This is a genomic window from Gemmatimonadota bacterium, from assembly GCA_022560615.1.
In the GTDB taxonomy this organism is placed as follows: Bacteria; Gemmatimonadota; Gemmatimonadetes; order Longimicrobiales; family Gaopeijiaceae; genus UBA1138.
On sequence record JADFSR010000007.1, the window covers coordinates 17,398 to 33,955 of the forward strand.

Annotated in this window: 16 protein-coding genes; 12 read left to right on the top strand and 4 right to left on the bottom strand. The window is 63.7% G+C overall.

All coding sequences use genetic code 11. From position 1 onward, the window contains the following. Positions 1 to 19 precede the first annotated feature (19 nt). From IIB36_06240 to IIB36_06255, 4 genes are all read left to right on the top strand, one after another. Positions 20 to 1,225 (top strand): acetyl-CoA C-acetyltransferase, encoded by a 1,206-nt coding sequence (locus IIB36_06240; GenBank protein ID MCH7531352.1) that lies wholly within the window; start codon positions 20 to 22, stop codon positions 1,223 to 1,225. Between the two features lie 15 nt (positions 1,226 to 1,240). Beyond that, positions 1,241 to 2,098, top strand: a complete 858-nt coding sequence (locus IIB36_06245) for a hypothetical protein (protein ID MCH7531353.1) — start codon at positions 1,241 to 1,243, stop codon at positions 2,096 to 2,098. A gap of 28 nt (positions 2,099 to 2,126) precedes the next feature. Further along, complete coding sequence (locus IIB36_06250) at positions 2,127 to 3,011, top strand: 3-hydroxybutyryl-CoA dehydrogenase (GenBank protein ID MCH7531354.1); 885 nt, start codon at positions 2,127 to 2,129, stop codon at positions 3,009 to 3,011. A 146-nt stretch (positions 3,012 to 3,157) separates the two neighbouring features. Continuing rightward, positions 3,158 to 3,946, top strand: a complete 789-nt coding sequence (locus IIB36_06255; GenBank protein ID MCH7531355.1) for a helix-turn-helix transcriptional regulator — start codon at positions 3,158 to 3,160, stop codon at positions 3,944 to 3,946. Between the two features lie 30 nt (positions 3,947 to 3,976). Here IIB36_06255 and IIB36_06260 read toward each other — a convergent pair whose 3' ends face one another. Both IIB36_06260 and IIB36_06265 read right to left on the bottom strand, forming a co-directional pair. Next, positions 3,977 to 4,177, bottom strand: coding sequence for a 30S ribosomal protein S21 (locus tag IIB36_06260; protein ID MCH7531356.1), 201 nt, complete (start codon positions 4,175 to 4,177; stop codon positions 3,977 to 3,979). Between the two features lie 104 nt (positions 4,178 to 4,281). Next, entirely contained in the window at positions 4,282 to 4,965 is a 684-nt protein-coding gene (locus tag IIB36_06265) for a hypothetical protein (GenBank protein MCH7531357.1), read from the bottom strand. A gap of 298 nt (positions 4,966 to 5,263) precedes the next feature. Between IIB36_06265 and IIB36_06270 the strand changes: the two genes are divergently transcribed. The 3 genes from IIB36_06270 (at position 5,264) to IIB36_06280 (ending at position 7,457) form a co-directional block, all read left to right on the top strand. Then, entirely contained in the window at positions 5,264 to 6,151 is an 888-nt protein-coding gene (locus IIB36_06270) for a hypothetical protein (GenBank protein ID MCH7531358.1), read from the top strand. A 670-nt stretch (positions 6,152 to 6,821) separates the two neighbouring features. Next, positions 6,822 to 7,013: a hypothetical protein gene (locus IIB36_06275; GenBank protein MCH7531359.1), complete on the top strand. Its 192-nt coding sequence runs from the start codon at positions 6,822 to 6,824 to the stop codon at positions 7,011 to 7,013. 111 nt (positions 7,014 to 7,124) lie between these two features. Then, on the top strand, positions 7,125 to 7,457 hold the full coding sequence (locus IIB36_06280; protein ID MCH7531360.1) for a hypothetical protein: 333 nt from the start codon (positions 7,125 to 7,127) through the stop codon (positions 7,455 to 7,457). Positions 7,458 to 7,467: 10 nt separating this feature from the next. Here IIB36_06280 and IIB36_06285 read toward each other — a convergent pair whose 3' ends face one another. Next, positions 7,468 to 7,938 carry a single-stranded DNA-binding protein gene (locus tag IIB36_06285; protein ID MCH7531361.1) on the bottom strand — a complete coding sequence of 157 codons (471 nt, stop codon included), beginning with the start codon at positions 7,936 to 7,938 and terminating at the stop codon, positions 7,468 to 7,470. 195 nt (positions 7,939 to 8,133) lie between these two features. On the opposite strand from IIB36_06285, the gene IIB36_06290 reads away from it, so the two are divergent. The 4 genes from IIB36_06290 (at position 8,134) to gyrB (ending at position 12,490) form a co-directional block, all read left to right on the top strand. Beyond that, positions 8,134 to 8,919, top strand: a complete 786-nt coding sequence (locus IIB36_06290; GenBank protein ID MCH7531362.1) for an enoyl-CoA hydratase/isomerase family protein — start codon at positions 8,134 to 8,136, stop codon at positions 8,917 to 8,919. Positions 8,920 to 9,058: 139 nt separating this feature from the next. After that, the gene (locus tag IIB36_06295) at positions 9,059 to 10,219 is read left to right on the top strand and encodes a DNA replication/repair protein RecF (GenBank protein ID MCH7531363.1); all 1,161 of its coding nucleotides are present in this window, start codon (positions 9,059 to 9,061) and stop codon (positions 10,217 to 10,219) included. Continuing rightward, positions 10,219 to 10,521 carry a DUF721 domain-containing protein gene (locus IIB36_06300; protein MCH7531364.1) on the top strand — a complete coding sequence of 101 codons (303 nt, stop codon included), beginning with the start codon at positions 10,219 to 10,221 and terminating at the stop codon, positions 10,519 to 10,521. Before IIB36_06295 ends, IIB36_06300 begins: the two co-directional genes overlap by 1 nt. A 37-nt stretch (positions 10,522 to 10,558) precedes the next feature. Further along, complete coding sequence (gyrB, locus tag IIB36_06305) at positions 10,559 to 12,490, top strand: DNA topoisomerase (ATP-hydrolyzing) subunit B (GenBank protein ID MCH7531365.1); 1,932 nt, start codon at positions 10,559 to 10,561, stop codon at positions 12,488 to 12,490. Positions 12,491 to 12,809: 319 nt separating this feature from the next. Here the strand turns inward: gyrB and IIB36_06310 are convergent, their stop codons facing one another. Then, entirely contained in the window at positions 12,810 to 14,213 is a 1,404-nt protein-coding gene (locus IIB36_06310) for an ATP-binding protein (GenBank protein ID MCH7531366.1), read from the bottom strand. A gap of 97 nt (positions 14,214 to 14,310) precedes the next feature. On the opposite strand from IIB36_06310, the gene IIB36_06315 reads away from it, so the two are divergent. Continuing rightward, on the top strand, positions 14,311 to 16,557 hold the full coding sequence (locus tag IIB36_06315) for a glutamine synthetase III (protein MCH7531367.1): 2,247 nt from the start codon (positions 14,311 to 14,313) through the stop codon (positions 16,555 to 16,557). Position 16,558: the final 1 nt, after the last annotated feature.

Sequence of the window (16,558 nt, forward strand, 5' to 3'; positions counted from 1 at the left end):
CCGCTCGAGCTGAGGCCCAATGCCAACCCAAGGCCACCCTCGCGACGTCGTTGTTCTCTCCGGCAAGCGAACCGGGTTTGGCACTTTCGGCGGATCGCTCAAGGACTTCACGGCCACCGATCTCGGTGTGATCGCCAGTACCGCCGCGATCGAGGCGGCAGGCATCTCGGCGGACCAGGTCGATCACACTTTCTTCGGCAACGCTCTGCAGACCTCCGCCGACGCGATCTACCTGGCGCGTCACGTAGCGCTGCGCGCCGGCGTTGGGCAGGAGAAGGGTGCGCTTACCGTGAATCGCCTGTGTGGCTCTGGCTTCGAGGCGATCGTTCAGGGCGCCAAGGAGATCATCCTCGGCGAGGCTGACGTCTGCCTCACCGGCGGTACCGAGTCGATGAGCCAAGCCCCGCACGTGGTGCGCGGCGCCCGCTTCGGCAACCTCCGACTCGGGGCTGCCGGCAGGCAGTTCGAGGACCTTCTCTGGGAGTCCTTGCTCGACACGTATTGCGACCTGACCATGGCGCAGACCGCCGAGGAGTTGGCGGACCGCTACGAGGTGTCACGGGAGGAGGTCGACCGCGTCGCCGTGGGCTCTCAGCAGCGCGCCAAAGCCGCCTGGGACGCCGGCTACTTCGACGCGGAGATCACCCCAGTCACGATCAAGACTCGAAAGGGTGAGGTCACGTATGCGGCAGACGAGCACATGCGTCCCGAGACGGCGCTGGAGGCGCTCGGCGCGCTGCGCCCGTATTTCAAGGAGGACGGCTTGGTCACCGCTGGGAACGCGAGCGGCATTGGTGACGGCGCGGCGAGCGCTGTTCTCGCGAGCGCCGAGTGGGCGGAGGCGAACGGCGTGCAGCCCCTTGGCCGGATCGTGTCGTGGGGCTTCGTCGGTGTCGAGCCGCAAGTGATGGGCATCGGACCCGCGCCCGCGTCCCGTCTTGCGCTGGAGAAGGCCGGAATGTCGTTGGAGGACATGGACCTCGTCGAGGTGAACGAGGCGTTCGCCGCGCAGTACAAGTCGGTCGAGAAGGAGCTCGGCCTCGATCCGGAGAAGACGAACGTGAACGGCGGCGCGATCGCGATCACGCATCCACTGGCGGCTTCCGGTGCGCGGATCACGATCCACCTGCTCCACGAGCTACGTCGTCGCGGCGGCAAGTTCGGGCTTGGCTCGGCGTGCATCGGCGGAGGTCAGGGCGGCGCGGTCGTCGTCGAGGCTCTTTAAGGGTTCCGGGGGAGTATGAGCGACCAGACCGGTAAGGGCCTCACCCGACGCGAGTTCGAGGCGGTCATCGGTCGCGCCGCCGAGCTGTCGTCGTCGGATGGGGGCAGCGGTGACGGAGAGCTTTCCGAGGCCGAGCTCTTCCGCATCGCCGGGGAGGTCGGCCTCAGCAGTATGCACGTCCGGCAGGCGCTGGACGAGGTGCGGTCGGACTCAGCCTTCGGCGGGCCCCTGGACCGATGGTTCGGGCCCCAGTTCATCCGAGCTGCTCGCGTGGTTCCCGGGAACCCGTCGGAGCTGTCCAAGCGCTTGGACGACTTCCTGGTGGGCACGCAGCTGCTGCAGGCGGTGCGCAGGGGAAGCGAAGTCCTGCTGTATCGTCCCGCCGTCGACTGGGTGTCACGGATCGCCCGCGCTGCGAGCTCTCAGTCGCGGAAGTACTACATCGCGTCCGCGAAGTCGGTGGAAGTACACCTGCAACGGCTCGAGGAGGGCAGGTCGCGTGTCGAGATCGTGGTCGATCCTGGTACGCGTGGGAACAGCGTGGGAAGTGCGGTCGTGTTCGGCGGACTCGGCGGCGCGGCGTCTGGGACGCTTGGGGGATGGGCGCTCTCCACTCTCACGCCGGTCGCTTTGGCGGTAGCTGCCGGGGTTCTCCTGGGCGGTGGCGTCACGGGTGGCATCGCGTACCTGACTGGCGCGTCGGCCAAGAAGAAGTTGCTGGAGGCAAAGACCGAACTCGAAGGCATACTCGACACTCTGGAACTCGGGCGTTCGCTCGAGCCGCCCCCGGCAGCCTGGCGGCGCTGGGTCAAGCGCCATTTCCACGGGGTAGCCCGCGACGTGATGAGGTCGGACGATGCAAACGATGCCTGAACGGGCGTCCCAACAAATCGACACGGAGATAGAATTGGACATCAGCAAGGTCGGCGTAGTCGGCTGTGGCCTCATGGGCGGCGGCATCGCGGAGGTCGCCGCGAAGAGTGGCTTCGACGTAATCGTTCGAGAGGTGACAGACGAGCTGCTCGAGAAGGGAGAGGCGCGCATTCGCAAGTCGATGGAGCGGGCCGTCCAGAAAGAAAAGCTCACCGCCGAGGACCGCGACGCGGCGCTGGGGCGCCTCAGCTTCACGACGGAGGTACCTGACCTTCAGGGCTGCGACATCGTGATCGAGGCGATCGTCGAGGAGCTGGCGGCGAAGAACGCTCTGTTCGGCGAACTCGATAGCCTGTGCGGTGGAGGCACCATCTTCGCGTCGAACACGAGCTCGCTCACCATCACCGATATGGCCGCGGCGACATCGCGCGCCGACCGCTTCGTGGGCATGCACTTCTTCAATCCGGTACCGGTCATGAAGCTCGTGGAGGTGGTCCGAACGATCGCGACCAGCGACGAGACGTTCGACCGTGCCTTCGCGTTTTCAAAGGCGCTCGGCAAGACGCCTGTCGCGGCGAAGGACAACTCGGGTTTCATCGTGAACCTGCTGCTCGTGCCGTACATGCTCGACGCGATCCGGCAGCTGGAGCGGGGCGTCGCCGGCGTAGAGGACATTGATACGGCGATGGCGCTCGGGTGTGGATACCCCATGGGCCCGTTCGTCCTCTGTGACTTCGTGGGCCTCGACACACTGAACATGATCGGCGAGATCATGTACGAGGAGTACCGTGAGGCGCGGTATGCTCCCCCTCCACTTCTCAAGCGGATTGTAGCGATGGGGCGATTCGGTCGTAAGACTGGAATGGGCTTCTATGACTGGTCGGGAGACAAGCCCGTTCCTCTTCCGTTGTAGCGAGGCTCGTACGCTGGGCGAATTCGCACCCTGGGCGAGAATAGCTGGCGCGATGAGGAGGTTCGGTAGCACTATATCGGTAGCACTATAGAAGACGGGCCCGACTCATGGGCACCGGCATCAGAACGTCGGAGGGGGGACTGCCGATGATCGTCGCATTACTCTCAGATCCGTATCTCAGGACGGTTGTGGGGCATGCCGCACGTCCGGACGAGGATGTGGTGTTCGATCCGGTCCTTGCGACGTCTGCGCTCGAACGGGGCTTCCCACGCCTCTTGATCCGCTCGGGCGCGAGGACGCAGCCGTTCAGCGGCATTCGTCCGGATCTCCCGGTTCTCTTGCTAGACCGAGCCTTGATGAGGAGCTGGGAGGTGGACCGCCTGGGCCGGGACGTGCCGGCTCCACGCCTCGAGTACCTCACCGCGCGTCTGCGCGACGTCATCGGCAGGCAAGAGTACGGCGTGTCCTGGGTGGACAGAACGCTGGCCGACCTGAGCAAAGCGGCGGGGACCCCCCTGCCGGGTCCGCTCCGTGCATTTGCACGCCGCGTTCTAGAGTTCCCGACGCATTATCACGACCTGCACGCGATGGCTCGGGCATGCCACCTGAGCAGGGGGGCGTTGAAGGCGAGATTCCGCAGGCGTGGCTTGGAGTCGCCGTACACGTACCTGCGATGGTTCAGAATGATGGCCGTAGCGTACCTGTTGTCCGATCGCGAGGTCACCGTCGCGCAGGCGGCGTACAGGCTCGGCTTCACATCGGATGGCAACCTGTGCCGCGCGATGGTCTCACTGACCGGACTCACGCCGACCGAGGTGCGGACCGTCCGGGGGTGGAACCGTCTGCTTATCGCGTTCGTGTGGACCTACCTGACCCCCTCGTCGCTCCACGCGTGGGCGGGGTTGGGCGAGCTCTTCGAGCAGCGCGCCGCGTAGGAGTGCCATGCGGCCCGGCTCAGGCTGTGGCTAGCGCCTATTTCGACGCTGACGCCTGCGCTCGCGACGAATCGCCGCTTCACGCTTCCGCTTACGCTGGGCGCTCGGTTTCTCATAGTACCGACGCTTGCGCAGTTCGGAGTAAAGACCAGAACGCTGCACCTTGCGCTTGAAGCGCCGCAGTGCGCGGTCGAGGCTCTCGTTATCCTGGACGACTACTTCCAAGACGATCACGCTCCTTAGGCATTGGATCTGAACAATAAAGCCCAGAAAACTAAATGTGGGGCTCGGGTCGCACAACGGGCTTCACCCCCCCACGCCTCTACCGTGGGCCGCTACGGGAGTCGTCCCTCCCGATGGAGCGTGTGTGTGTATAGGCGGTACGCTTCGGGGTGCGCCAGAAAGTCCTGGGCCCAGGTCTCGAAGTCGGGAAGCGGCAGCAACCTTTCGATATGGTCGACGACCATCATCGCGAACTGAACCCGGTCCTTGCTGCGGAAGTCGATGCTCTCGCCATCGAGGATTTGGTCGACCGCATGCTCGAAGTCCGCCAGCTCGACCAGGCAGATGAAGTGCGAGACCTGGTCCAGGCGGTAGGAAGTGTAGAGCGACCTGAGTTCCTCGAGCTCTTCACGCTTCGGAAGAGACACGTCGGCGGTCGCCCAATCACCGGCGATTTCGTGGGCGTTCTCCCTGAGAAGTCTCCGGAACCGCCCCCTGAGCCGAGGGTTGCCGTTCCCGTTTCGTCGGCTCGTGTGCAGGGCGGAATCCAGCAATCCGGTCAGGAGAGGGCGGCCCAGCCCGCGAGCCTTGTCGTGGATCTCGGCTTCCGAGTCTTCGATGAAGATGTCGGCGGTCCGAACCTCGTCCTCTTCGGCTTCTCCATGTCCTGGTCGGAACGAGAAGTAGCCGTGCCACAGCCCCTCTTCTTCCACGAACGTGACGAGGAAACACGCCCACGGTTGGCCATCGTTCTCGATGAACGCGACCGAGCGTCTACGTTCGTTGAGCATCGTCATGAAGGATGGGCGGGTCCGTTGCGGTTCGGCTGGGGTCGTCCCAAGATGATCGGGGTGCCTGGACTGAGCAAGGCGCGATCCACGACCTGACCATCACCGGCCAGACGTTTTCCTTGCGGTGGCCGTAAACAGGTCGTTAACGTTGGTACGGATCGTGAGTGCCAGATCCTACGAAAGCGTTGTGTGTGTTGGGGTGTTGCCCCGACCCGACTCAGTCGAACCCGGCCCCCGGCCGGGTTTCTTTTCCACAAAAAGGCGCGTCCGTGCCCCGTGGGGTCGGCGCGAACGAGACCAGGCAATGGATCCGAGCACGCAGACCTACGCCCGCCCCGAGGCGATGGGGGATGTTCCCGGGATCTGTGAGCTTCCGCTCACTCGCGCGATTGTGCAATACAGGGACGTTCATGAGATGGACGCTCCCGGGGGTCGCATCGAGGACATCGGGCTCGCGCTCGTGGTCGAGGGCCGCTACGCTGCTTCCGCCGAAGTCATAGACCTCGGGAGCGGTCGCGTGAAAGTCCTCGATCTCAGTACCGAGCTCGTGGTGCTGGACTGGGTCTACGAGCCGACCCTGGACCACGTCGCGAGCCTGATTACCGCGACCGCGGCTACCCGCGACGAAAGCCCACTCCGTCAGTACTCGTTCAAGCTCGGGCTTCGGATTCTGGAGCGCGTGGGTTTCGGTCCGCTCACACGCCCGACCTTCCTGCGGATCGGCTACCGGGATATTTGCCGCGACCTGGACCTGCACGAGGGCACGTCGATCCGGTTTGTGCTCGGACCAGGGCGACTCACCCGAGTACACCTCGACTACGATGCTTGTGCACTCGTGTTCAAGACGGCGTTCAGCGAGCCCGACGGTCCGCTCGAGCATGCGCTCTCGGAAGCGTTTCCGAGCGCCGAGGTATGTCGCTTCGAGCCAGTCTGGGACGCTGACTCGATCGAGTACCGCGTGCGGCTTCCTCTGCCGACCACCTTCCGAGAGGCCCGCACGAGTCTCGCGGCGATGCGCCGAGGACTCGTCTCGATGATGGCTCGCTTCGAGCCGGACCGCTTCAGGTCGGTCGAGCACATGCTGGACACCTTTGGTGAACGTGAGACGCTCGATAGTCTCCGTGTTCAGGAGTCGATGGTCGAGGCGGTGACGTTGGCACGGTCGGCGACGGGCTCGCTCGTGGTGCACTAGCTTACTAGCAGCCCGTGGTCGCCGGGGGCAACGGCGGCCGAGGCCCCGTGGCGACGGTGGACGTGCGCACGGCCCGTTACGCGAGTTCACGGCACTTGAAGTCGTTACGCGGGGGTCCGGCGCGGCGAGGGTGTGTCGCATTCCAGAATGGGGACTCGGGGCGGGCCTACCGAACCGCGATGATCGTCAGTGCGACCGATCCTGCGGCACCACCGGAGCGCTTCATCGGCTCTGAGAAAGCACCCCTAATAGCGTTTCTCTGCTCTACCCTCCCGTGGCACTTTATTTGTAAAAAGTTCTTGACGGTCGACTGTGTGTGAGCGAGAAGTTCGGATCTCCAAACTCTGTGAGCCACTTGCACTTCCGCGACACGCACGCTGTGGAGTATAAGATGCGATGAAGTTTGGGAACAGTTGGTTTAGGGAAAATAGGGAAATCGTAAGTCGTTACAGGACAACACTTTACCGATCACACATTTTCTTGTGGCCCGGCCAACAAAGGGGTTGCGTACACCTGACGAGTGACTTACTGTGGTGAACAACATCGATGATGGCGCCGCCGCTCAGCCGAACCATCGTCGACATCCTCCCGCGATGAGCGGGACTCGGAAAACCGTGTTTTTTCATCCTGCAGTCGAGGGCGAGGTGTGTCTATGTGGGAGATGTGTTCCGTGCAACTCACAGTGCGCTTGCCGCGCGACATCGCCGCTCAGGCTGAAGAGGTCCAGAAGACGGATCCCGAGTTTCTGAGCCGCGTGGTCTTGTACGGTCTGACCCGGCGCTTCATTTACCGGCACCTACGCGAGCAGAGCAAGACCGAGCCGCCCCAAGAGGTCCAAGAGGCGCCCCAGGCCGTTTCCTAGAGCTTGCGCTTCAAAGCCTTCCGGTCCATACCTTTGGCGCGATCGAACCCGACGTAACCGATCGCGCCCGGCGTAGCCGGGGGCTTCTTCACGTCCAGCGGGAGCGTCACCGTGGACGCGGGTCAACAGGGCTCCGAAGAGCCGCCAGAGGTCCTGCGCGCCAAGTATGTCGACTACTGCTCGGCGCAGGTCGCGGATCTCCTCCTCTATCTGAGCCCGGACGAGATCTACCTGCTCGCCCAACGGGCCTACAGCGAAGACGGCGGAGACGAGGAACTGACGTACGTCGAGATGGTTCGCATCGCTACCGACTGGCTGTCCCGCAAGATCTCGCTACCGCCCTTCCAGATGTGGCTAGACGATTACCGGGCTCACCCCGAGAGGTATGAAGAGTACTTCCTGGGCCTCTGGGAGTCCGAGGCCGAGGTGCCTGTAGACAGCTAAATAGCCGAGCCTAGAAGGGCAGGTCGTCGTCCGGCTCGGTGGCACTGGCCTGACTGCCTTCGCCACCTCCACCCCCACGTTCACTACCGCCGCCACTGAACTCGCCGCCGGCCCCGCTCCCGCGATCGAAGCTTGCGCCGCCGCCGCCGGTCGTCGAGCCGAGCATCACCATCTCGTTGACAACGATGTCGGTCCAGTACTTGGTCCCGCCCTCGCCCTCGGTCTGGGAGTACTCGATGCGGCCTTCCACGTAGAGCCGGTCACCCTTCTTCACCCATTGCTCGACGATGTCGACCAGGCGCCCGAAGAAAGTCAGCCGGTGCCACTCGGTCTTCTCCTGCTGCTGGCCGGAGCGGTCGGACCAGGACCGGTTCGTCGCCACGGAAAGCTTGGCCACGCGCGCGCCTGATGAAGTCGCCCGGATCTCCGGGTCGTTACCGACGTTTCCGATCAGCATCACCTTGTTCAGGGACCGGCTCATGTACGCTCCTACTTCGGGCCTCTCGCCCGATTCGGACAGGGAAAATGGCGGGCGCGGGTGCGGACGTGTGCGCACCGAATCGCGCGGCTCAGCGCGCAAAGGTAAGGGCTGGGAGGGCATTTTTCCATCGCTGGTCGAGCCGTTATCTTGCTCGGTTCCGACAGCTGCACACGCTCTGGGAAGGACCGCCCGAACATGGCCGATCTGACGTACATCCGAGTCGAACAAGACGCCGAGATCGCAGTTATTTTCATCGATCGGCAGGACAAACTCAACGCGCTCAACGCCGAGGTGGTCGCCGAGTTAGGGCAGGTTTTCGAGAGCCTGAGGGAGGACGACAGCGTACGGGGTGTGATCGTGACGGGGGCGGGTGAGAAGGCGTTCGTCGCAGGAGCGGATATCGGTGAACTCGCGAAGATGGACTCGATCTCGGGGGTTCGAGTGAGCCGGGACGGCCAGGATGTCTTCATGGCGATTGAGCGTTTCCCGAAGCCCGTGCTCGCAGCGGTCGGGGGATTTGCGCTGGGGGGAGGCTGCGAGCTCGCCCTGGCATGCCACCTCCGCATCGCGAGCGAGAACGCCCGCTTCGGTCAACCCGAAGTTGGTCTCGGCATCATCCCCGGCTACGGAGGAACGATCCGACTCTCCCGCCTCGTGGGTCTCGGTAGGGCGATTGAACTCACGCTCACCGGGGAGATGGTTGGCGCGGAACGCGCCGAGCAGATTGGGCTCGTGTCTGCCGTCGTGCCCCGCGAGTCGTTGCTCAGCGACGCCAAGAAGTTCATGCGTAGGATCACCAAGAACGGACCCATCGCGGTGCGCATGGCGCTGGAGTCGATCTACAGAGCGCTCGACACCGCGACGCCGGATGCTCTCGCCTTCGAGTCCTCCCTCTTCGGTCTTCTCGCCTCGACGGAGGACATGAAGGAGGGCATGGCGGCGTTCATGGAGAAGCGGAAAGCGGACTTCAAAGGACGCTGATCGGGGTGACCTTCGGGGCTTGATTCTGGGGGAAAGCCATACACATGACGGTGGCGGGATGGAGCGCCGAAAAGCGTTCTGCCACAAGCGTTTCGGGCACTTCCACTCGGGGTAGTCCTGCGCTCGAAAATCCATTAAATTGTCCTATGCGCTCCGGGACTCTCCCAACCGCTGGTCCGTGCGTCTGAGCGGGCTCGCGATTCGCCACTTCCGAAACCTCGGAAGTCAGGATCTGGAACTCCCGTCCGAGGGTGTCGCGTTGATCGGTGACAACGCGCAGGGCAAGTCCAATTTCCTCGAGGCGATCTACTACCTCGAGACGTTCCGGTCCTTCCGAGGTGCTCGCGACGAACAACTCGTAGCGTTCCACCAGGGGGTCTTTAGGGTCGCCGGCACCTTGGAGGAGACAGACGCGGGCGGGTCATCGGAGGTCGCGGCGGCCTTCGAGAAGAAAGGAAAGCGGAAGAAGGTCTCGGTCGACGGCGCGGAGCCCGAGCGCATGGGCGACGCGCTGGGGCGCCTCGCAGCAGTGATCTTTTCCCCTGCCGACGTGGAGCTCGTGAGCGGAGGCCCCTCGGAGCGCCGGCGCTTTCTCGACATCGTGCTGTCCCTCAGCGAGCCCGGGTACCTCACGGCGCTCCAGGACTACCGAAAGATCCTGGTGCGCCGCAACGCTTCGCTCAAGGACGGGCAGCCCGCTTCGGTCGTCGTGGCGTGGGACAGGGGGCTCGTCAGGAGCGGCGCGGGGGTGATGCGAGCCAGGCGGGACTGGATCGAACAGCGGTGCGGGGCGTTCGGGGACTATTACCGGGAGGTCTCGGACGGTGTCGTTGCGCAAATGACGTACCGGCCGAGCGTGACGCTTGATGCCGCCGTGTCCGAAGAAGAGATCGCGGCTGCCTTCCGCGACGCCCTCGCCGAGGCGAGCGAGCGCGAGCGGAGAATGGGAACAACGGTCGTCGGCCCGCACCGGGACGATCTCCTCCTGCGGCTGGAAGACCATGCGAACGGCCTCGACCTGCGCACGTACGGCTCGGGCGGGCAGCGCCGCACGGCTGCGCTCGCGCTCCGGCTCGTCGAGGCTAGGACGATCCGGGAGACTCGCCAGCGAAGGCCTTTGATCCTCCTGGACGACGTCTTCGCGGAGTTGGACAGCGGGCGGGGCGAACGGGTGCTTGCGCTGATGGAGAAGGAAGAGATGGGGCAGGTCGTGCTGACGTCGCCGAAGGAGGCCGACGTGAAGATCCGGAAGGATTCGCTCGCCCGTTGGCACATCGAAGCAGGCAGGATCACCGCGTGATGGCCGGCAGACCGGTTCGCATCGACTCGGTGCTTGCTGCCGTTCTCGAGAAGCACGGGGTGAAGGAACAGGTCGAGCGCATGAGGGTGCTCGACCTCTGGCCCGAGCTCGTTGGCGAGCACGTCGCACACGTGACCAGGGCGAAGGGTGTGTCCGAGGCGACGCTGTTCGTCGAGGTACGCACCAGTGCGTGGCTGATGGAGCTGAACATCATGAAGGGGGAGTTCCTTGCGAAGGTGAACGAGCGCCTCGGGGATGTCCCATTGGAACGTATAGTTTTCGTGCTGGCGGAGACGATCTAGCAGCGCGAACACCGATATCAGCGCTCACGGAGCGGACATGGCAAAGAGCAAGAAACCGAAAGATGCGGAGTATACCGCCGGACAAATCCAGGTCCTCAAGGGTCTGGAGGCGGTGCGGAAGCGGCCGGGCATGTACGTCGGCTCGACGTCGGCGCGCGGACTGCATCACCTCGTATACGAGGTCGTCGACAACTCGATCGACGAGGCGATGGCCGGTTACTGTTCGGAGGTGACGGTCACGATCCACGAGGACAACTCGGTCTCGGTCGTGGACGACGGGCGAGGCATCCCGGTGGACATCCACCCCACCGAGAAAGTGCCCGGTGTCGAGCTCGCCATGACGGTGCTGCACGCCGGCGGTAAGTTCGACAAAGACACCTACAAAGTCTCAGGCGGCCTGCACGGCGTCGGCGTGAGCGTGGTGAACGCACTCTCGGCTTTCCTCGAGGTCGAGATCCGCCGTGGTGGCAAGACGTACCACCAGCGCTACGAGCGGGGGGTGAAGGTCAAGGAGCTGGAGGAGATCGGGAAGGCGAAGGGCACCGGCACCAAAGTCTGGTTCAAGCCGGACGACGAGATCTTCACCGAGCTCGAGTATTCGATCGAGGTGCTCTCGAACCGCCTGCGTGAGATGGCCTTCCTCAACAAGGGCCTGAAGATCACGCTCACCGACGAGCGCAATGGACGCACGTCGGAGGACTATCGATACGAGGGTGGAATCGCCGAGTACGTGGAGTTCTTGCGCGGCAGCCGCACGGCGCTGCACGAAAAAGTCTGCTACTTCGAGACGTCCAGGCCCGAGGCCGAGATCGAGTTGGCGCTCCAGTACGACCAGGGCTTCAGCGAGAATACCCACACCTTCGTGAACAACATCAATACGCACGAAGGTGGCATGCATCTGACGGGGCTGAAGGCGGCGCTGACGCGCACGATCAACGACTACGCCCGCCGCAACAAGATCTTCAAGAAGGACGAGAGCCTCTCGGGCGACGACGTCCGCGAGGGTCTTACCTGCGTTCTCAGCATCCGGGTCATGGAACCTCAGTTCGAGGGTCAGACCAAGACCAAGCTGGGCAACAGCGAGGTGCGCGGTGCCGTGGAGGCGTCGGTCAACGAGCATCTGTCGATCTTCCTCGATGAGAATCCCAAGGCGGCGAAGGCTATCATCGAGAAGTCGTTGCAGGCGGCGCGGGCGCGGGATGCTGCGCGTAAGGCGCGGGATCTCGCGCGCAAGAAGAGTGGGCTCGAAGGTGGCGTGCTCCCGGGGAAGCTCGCAGACTGCTCGATTTCTGATCCCTCGCTCTGCGAGCTCTATCTCGTCGAGGGGGACTCTGCAGGCGGTAGCGCGAAACAGGGTCGTGACCGTGCGTTCCAAGCGATCCTCCCGCTCAAGGGGAAGATCCTCAACGTGGAGCGCGCGCGTATCGACAAGATCCTCTCCAACGAGGAAATCCGCGCGATGATCACCGCGATCGGCGCGGGAATCCGCGAGGAGTTCGATCTCGAGTCGGTACGTTATCACAAGGTCGTGATCATGACGGACGCCGATGTTGACGGTGCGCATATCCGCACACTGCTTCTCACGTTCTTCTTCCGTCAGATGCGGGAGCTCATCGAGGCAGGGTACGTTTACATCGCGCAGCCGCCTCTATACCGCGTGCACAAGGGTAAGTCCGACTTCTATGCATACTCCGACCAAGAGCGGGACATGTACCTCAAGCGGCTCGGGGGCAAGAACGGGGAAGCGAAGGGCGTGACCATCCAGCGCTACAAGGGTCTCGGTGAGATGAACCCGGACCAGCTCTGGAAGACCACCATGGACCCTGAGGCGCGAACTATCCTGCAGGTCCAGATCGAGGACGCTGCGATCGCTTCCAACTTGTTCGACCGGCTCATGGGTGACGACGTGGAGCCACGACGTCAGTTCATCGAGAAGAACGCGAGGTATGTGAAGAACCTCGACGTATGAGATGAGGTGTCGCTGCTAGAAGGCTGTTGAAGAAGTACAGTGGGCCGCGCACATGGCGCTTGCGCGCGTTCAGGCAAGGAACGACGAGGAGTCGTAGCAGGGCTACGGCGACGAGGAGAGACGATGGATCAACCGCGCAACCGCCATGTGCCCAGCACCATGATGAAATGAACATACGAGTGTGTGGGTTGGGGTGGCACGGCCCCATCTCCGTCGTTGGGGCTCCTAGCCGTAGCGACGGCTATGGCGTCGTCGCTCCGCCTAGGATCTGGGGCCGTGGCATCCCCAACGCGGCCCGCTGTACTTCTTCAACAGCCTTCTAGTCCAGACCAGCCAAGGCCTGGGCATCGACCACCCTCGCGTCGAGCCTGCGCGCGACCTCCCGTTTGAGACCGCGCGGTAGCGGCTGGCCCGTGAAGATGAGGCGTATGCGTTGCTCGCGCCCGAATCCGTAGCTCGTCTCGCGTATGGCGGCATCGAGTTGCTCGAGCGGGCGGTCCTCCGACGCGAGCCGTACCCAGTAGCTGTCGCCATAGTAGGCGGCGCCGGACGACAGGATGCCTGCGATGCCGATCTGATAGCCCGTACCCCAGAGCGAGCCACCTTCCCGGGCGTTGGCCCCGAACGCCTCGATCGCATCGAATTGCATGAAATCCCTGCATATCGCAGGAAAGACACCGACGACGTGTCTGTCGAGCTCGCTTCGAATGACCTCGCTCACGTACGCCGCCGAATCTAGACCGGTAGGATTGTGGAGGCGGGGAAGCACGAACCGAAACCAGAAGGCGAGGAATGGGTCCCGGATTCGGTAGCGTCGCGAGCGGTTCCGCGGCTTTGCGTCCATGGACTGCCTGATCTCCAACAACCCGAGTTCGAGCAGGCGCTGCAGATAGGGTGCGATCTGGCCGCTCGTCGTCAAATCAGGCACCCCTGCATGTACCGTCTTCCAGCTCGCTTCGCCGCTCGAGAGGGTGGAGAGCACGGCGTAGTAGCGCGCGGGGGTTTGCAGGTCCGCTTCGAGCCAATCCCGTCCGGCTTCCGCGAGTGGGCCGCTGGTGTCGAACACGAGGTTTCGGAGGTTGGTGCCGAGCGTGGTCGATGGATCGAGCATGCGTAGAACCCGAGGGATGCCGCCGAAGACAGTGTACGCGCGGACCAGGTCGCGCGGCTGCCCTCTCGGCAGCAGCGGCACCGCCGAGCGGAAGGGAAGGGGGCCCAGGTCGAGGTGCATGCCGAGCACGTCGGTGAACGCCTCGGTCGCTGCGCTCGTGAGTGAGTGACTCATGAGCACGACATGCAGCGCGCGGCCCTCCGCGCGTGCCTTCTCGAGTGTCGCACGAAGCGGTGCCTGAAACCGTGATCTCGCATGCCGGAGGCGGTGTGCGTCGTCGAGCACCAACACGTACGGTGCGGCACTGGGTTTTGCGCGCCCGAGCGCTACCCCGAACAGCTCCGCCCAAGCGGCCGGGTAGGGAAGCGCCGACTCCGCTCCGGAATCTGGGTCGGTCCCCCTTTGCAGCGCCCGAGCGAGCGTCTCCCGCTGTGCTTGGTCCGGCAGTGGCGGGCATCGCAAACGCAACGCCTCGAAGCCATCGAGGGCCCTGATCACAAGGGCCGTTTTGCCGACTCCGCGCATGCCGGAGACGGTCACAACGGACGCCTCTGGGCGGTCGAAGGCCGCGCGTAGCAGACCCAGCTCCCGGCTTCTTCCGTAGAATGTCATGGCTCGAGCATATAATGATCGAAATAACTCTATTTACTTTAGCGTATTAAAACTTAGGCAATTCGACGCGCCTTCGCTCTTGAAGAGGATGTCCGCGATGGCGACTTTCAACTCCCGTGACGAAAACCCCGTCGGCTCGACCAGGAGATTGCTGCCCGTGACTCGCGTGATTCCCCGCTTCGATTCTTTGGCTGCGGCCAAGTACACGCCGGCTCCGGCCAACGGCCGTGAGGACCAGGAGCGCATCGATCTCGAGGAGGTGTTCGGGCAGAACGTGTTCGGACTACACCAGATGAAGTCGCGCCTCCCCAAGCCACAGTATGAGGCACTGCTGTCGACGATCCAGAACGGTACCGAGCTCGATCCGTCGGTGGCGGACACGGTGGCGATTGCCATGAAAGACTGGGCGATAGAGAAGGGCGCCACCCACTTCACGCACTGGTTCCAGCCGCTCACGGGCCACACCGCGGAGAAGCACGATTCATTCCTGAAGCCGACCGGCGACGGGCGGGCGATCACGGAGTTCAACGGCAGCGAGCTCGTGCGGGGTGAGCCGGATGCGTCCTCCTTTCCCTCTGGCGGGTTGCGCGCGACCTTCGAGGCCCGCGGATATACCGCGTGGGACCCGACCTCGCCGGCGTTCCTCATGGAGGGGGCCGGTGGCGCTTACCTGTGCATTCCCACTGCGTTCGCTTCGTGGGCTGGTGACGCGCTCGACACCAAGACGCCGCTGCTGCGCTCCATGCATGCGCTCGACGAGCAGGCCAGACGCGCTCTGGTCCTCTTCGGTTCACCACCGCAGCCCGTGCGCGCGACGTGCGGCTTCGAGCAGGAGTTCTTCCTCGTCGACGAGGAGTTCTTTTACCGCCGCCCCGACCTTCAGACGACCGGGCGCACGCTCTTCGGCACGAAGCCGCCAAAGGGTCAGGAGATGGACGACCACTACTTCGGGTCGATCCCCGAGCGGGTGCTCGAGTACATGAACGAGGTGGAGCTCGAACTGTACAAGCTTGGCGTGCCGCTCGAGACGCGCCACAACGAGGTGGCGCCGGGCCAGTACGAGATGGCGCCGATCTTCGAGGATGCGAACCAGGCCGCAGATCATCAGCAGCTCATGATGTCCACCCTCCGTCGGGTCGCCCGGAAGCACGGCCTCGTGTGCCTATTGCACGAGAAGCCGTACCAAGGCGTGAACGGTAGCGGCAAGCACCTGAACTTCTCGTTCGGAACCAAAGATCAGAACCTGCTCGAGCCGGGCGAGACGCCGCACGATAACATGCAGTTTCTGTTTTTTTGCTCCGCTGTTCTCAGAGCGGTCGCGAGACACCAGGATCTGCTGCGAGCGTCTGTGGCCTACGCAGGCAACGACCACCGCCTCGGGGCGAACGAGGCTCCGCCGGCGATCATCTCCGCTTTCATTGGCGATCAGCTGCAGGATATCTTCGAGCAGATCGAGGAGGCCGGTGAGGCCAAGTCGAGCAAGTCGCACGGTTTACTGGGCCTCGGCGTGAAGGTTCTGCCGCGCCTGCCCAGGCACGCGGGGGATCGGAACCGGACGTCACCGTTCGCGTTTACGGGCAACAAGTTCGAGTTCCGCTCGCTCGGCTCGGCGCAGAGCGTCTCGTTCCCGGTGACGGTCCTCAATACGATCGTGGCCGAGTCGATCGACGAACTGTGTGGCCAGCTCGAGGGAGCCCTGGAGAAGGGCACGTCGTTCGACGACGCTCTGCGCTCGCTGCTCGCCTCCGAGATCCACGAGTTCAAGCACGTGATCTTCAACGGCGACAACTATTCAGACGAGTGGGCCGTCGAAGCGGAGAGTCGCGGATTGCTCAACCTACGCAGCACGATGGATGCGTTGCCGAAGCTGGTCGAGGAGAAGAACACATCGCTCTTCGAGAAATACGGCGTGCTCTCGCACCGCGAGCTCGAGTCCCGCTACGAGATCTTCGTCGAGCAGTACTTCATGACGGTCAACATCGAGGGTGAGAGCGCGCAGCAGATCGCGCAGACGATGATCCTGCCGGCCGCGGTCCGCTACTTGAGCGACCTTCTCGCCACAGCCCAGAGTGCCGACAACCTCGGCATGAAGAGCGACGGCGTGCTCGCGATCGCTGGGCAGATGAACGAGCTCGTCGACGCTCTGAGCCAGAAGCTGAGCGTGCTCGCGACGCGGAACCAGGAGCTCGGTGGTGACGACCTGGTGTCGAAGGCGGCGCACATGCGCGACAACATCATTCCGGCGATGACCGAGGTGCGGGACGTGGTGGACCGACTCGAGCGGCTCGTTCCGGATGATCTGTGGCCGGTGCCGACGTACCGCGAGATGCTCTTCGTGAAGTAGC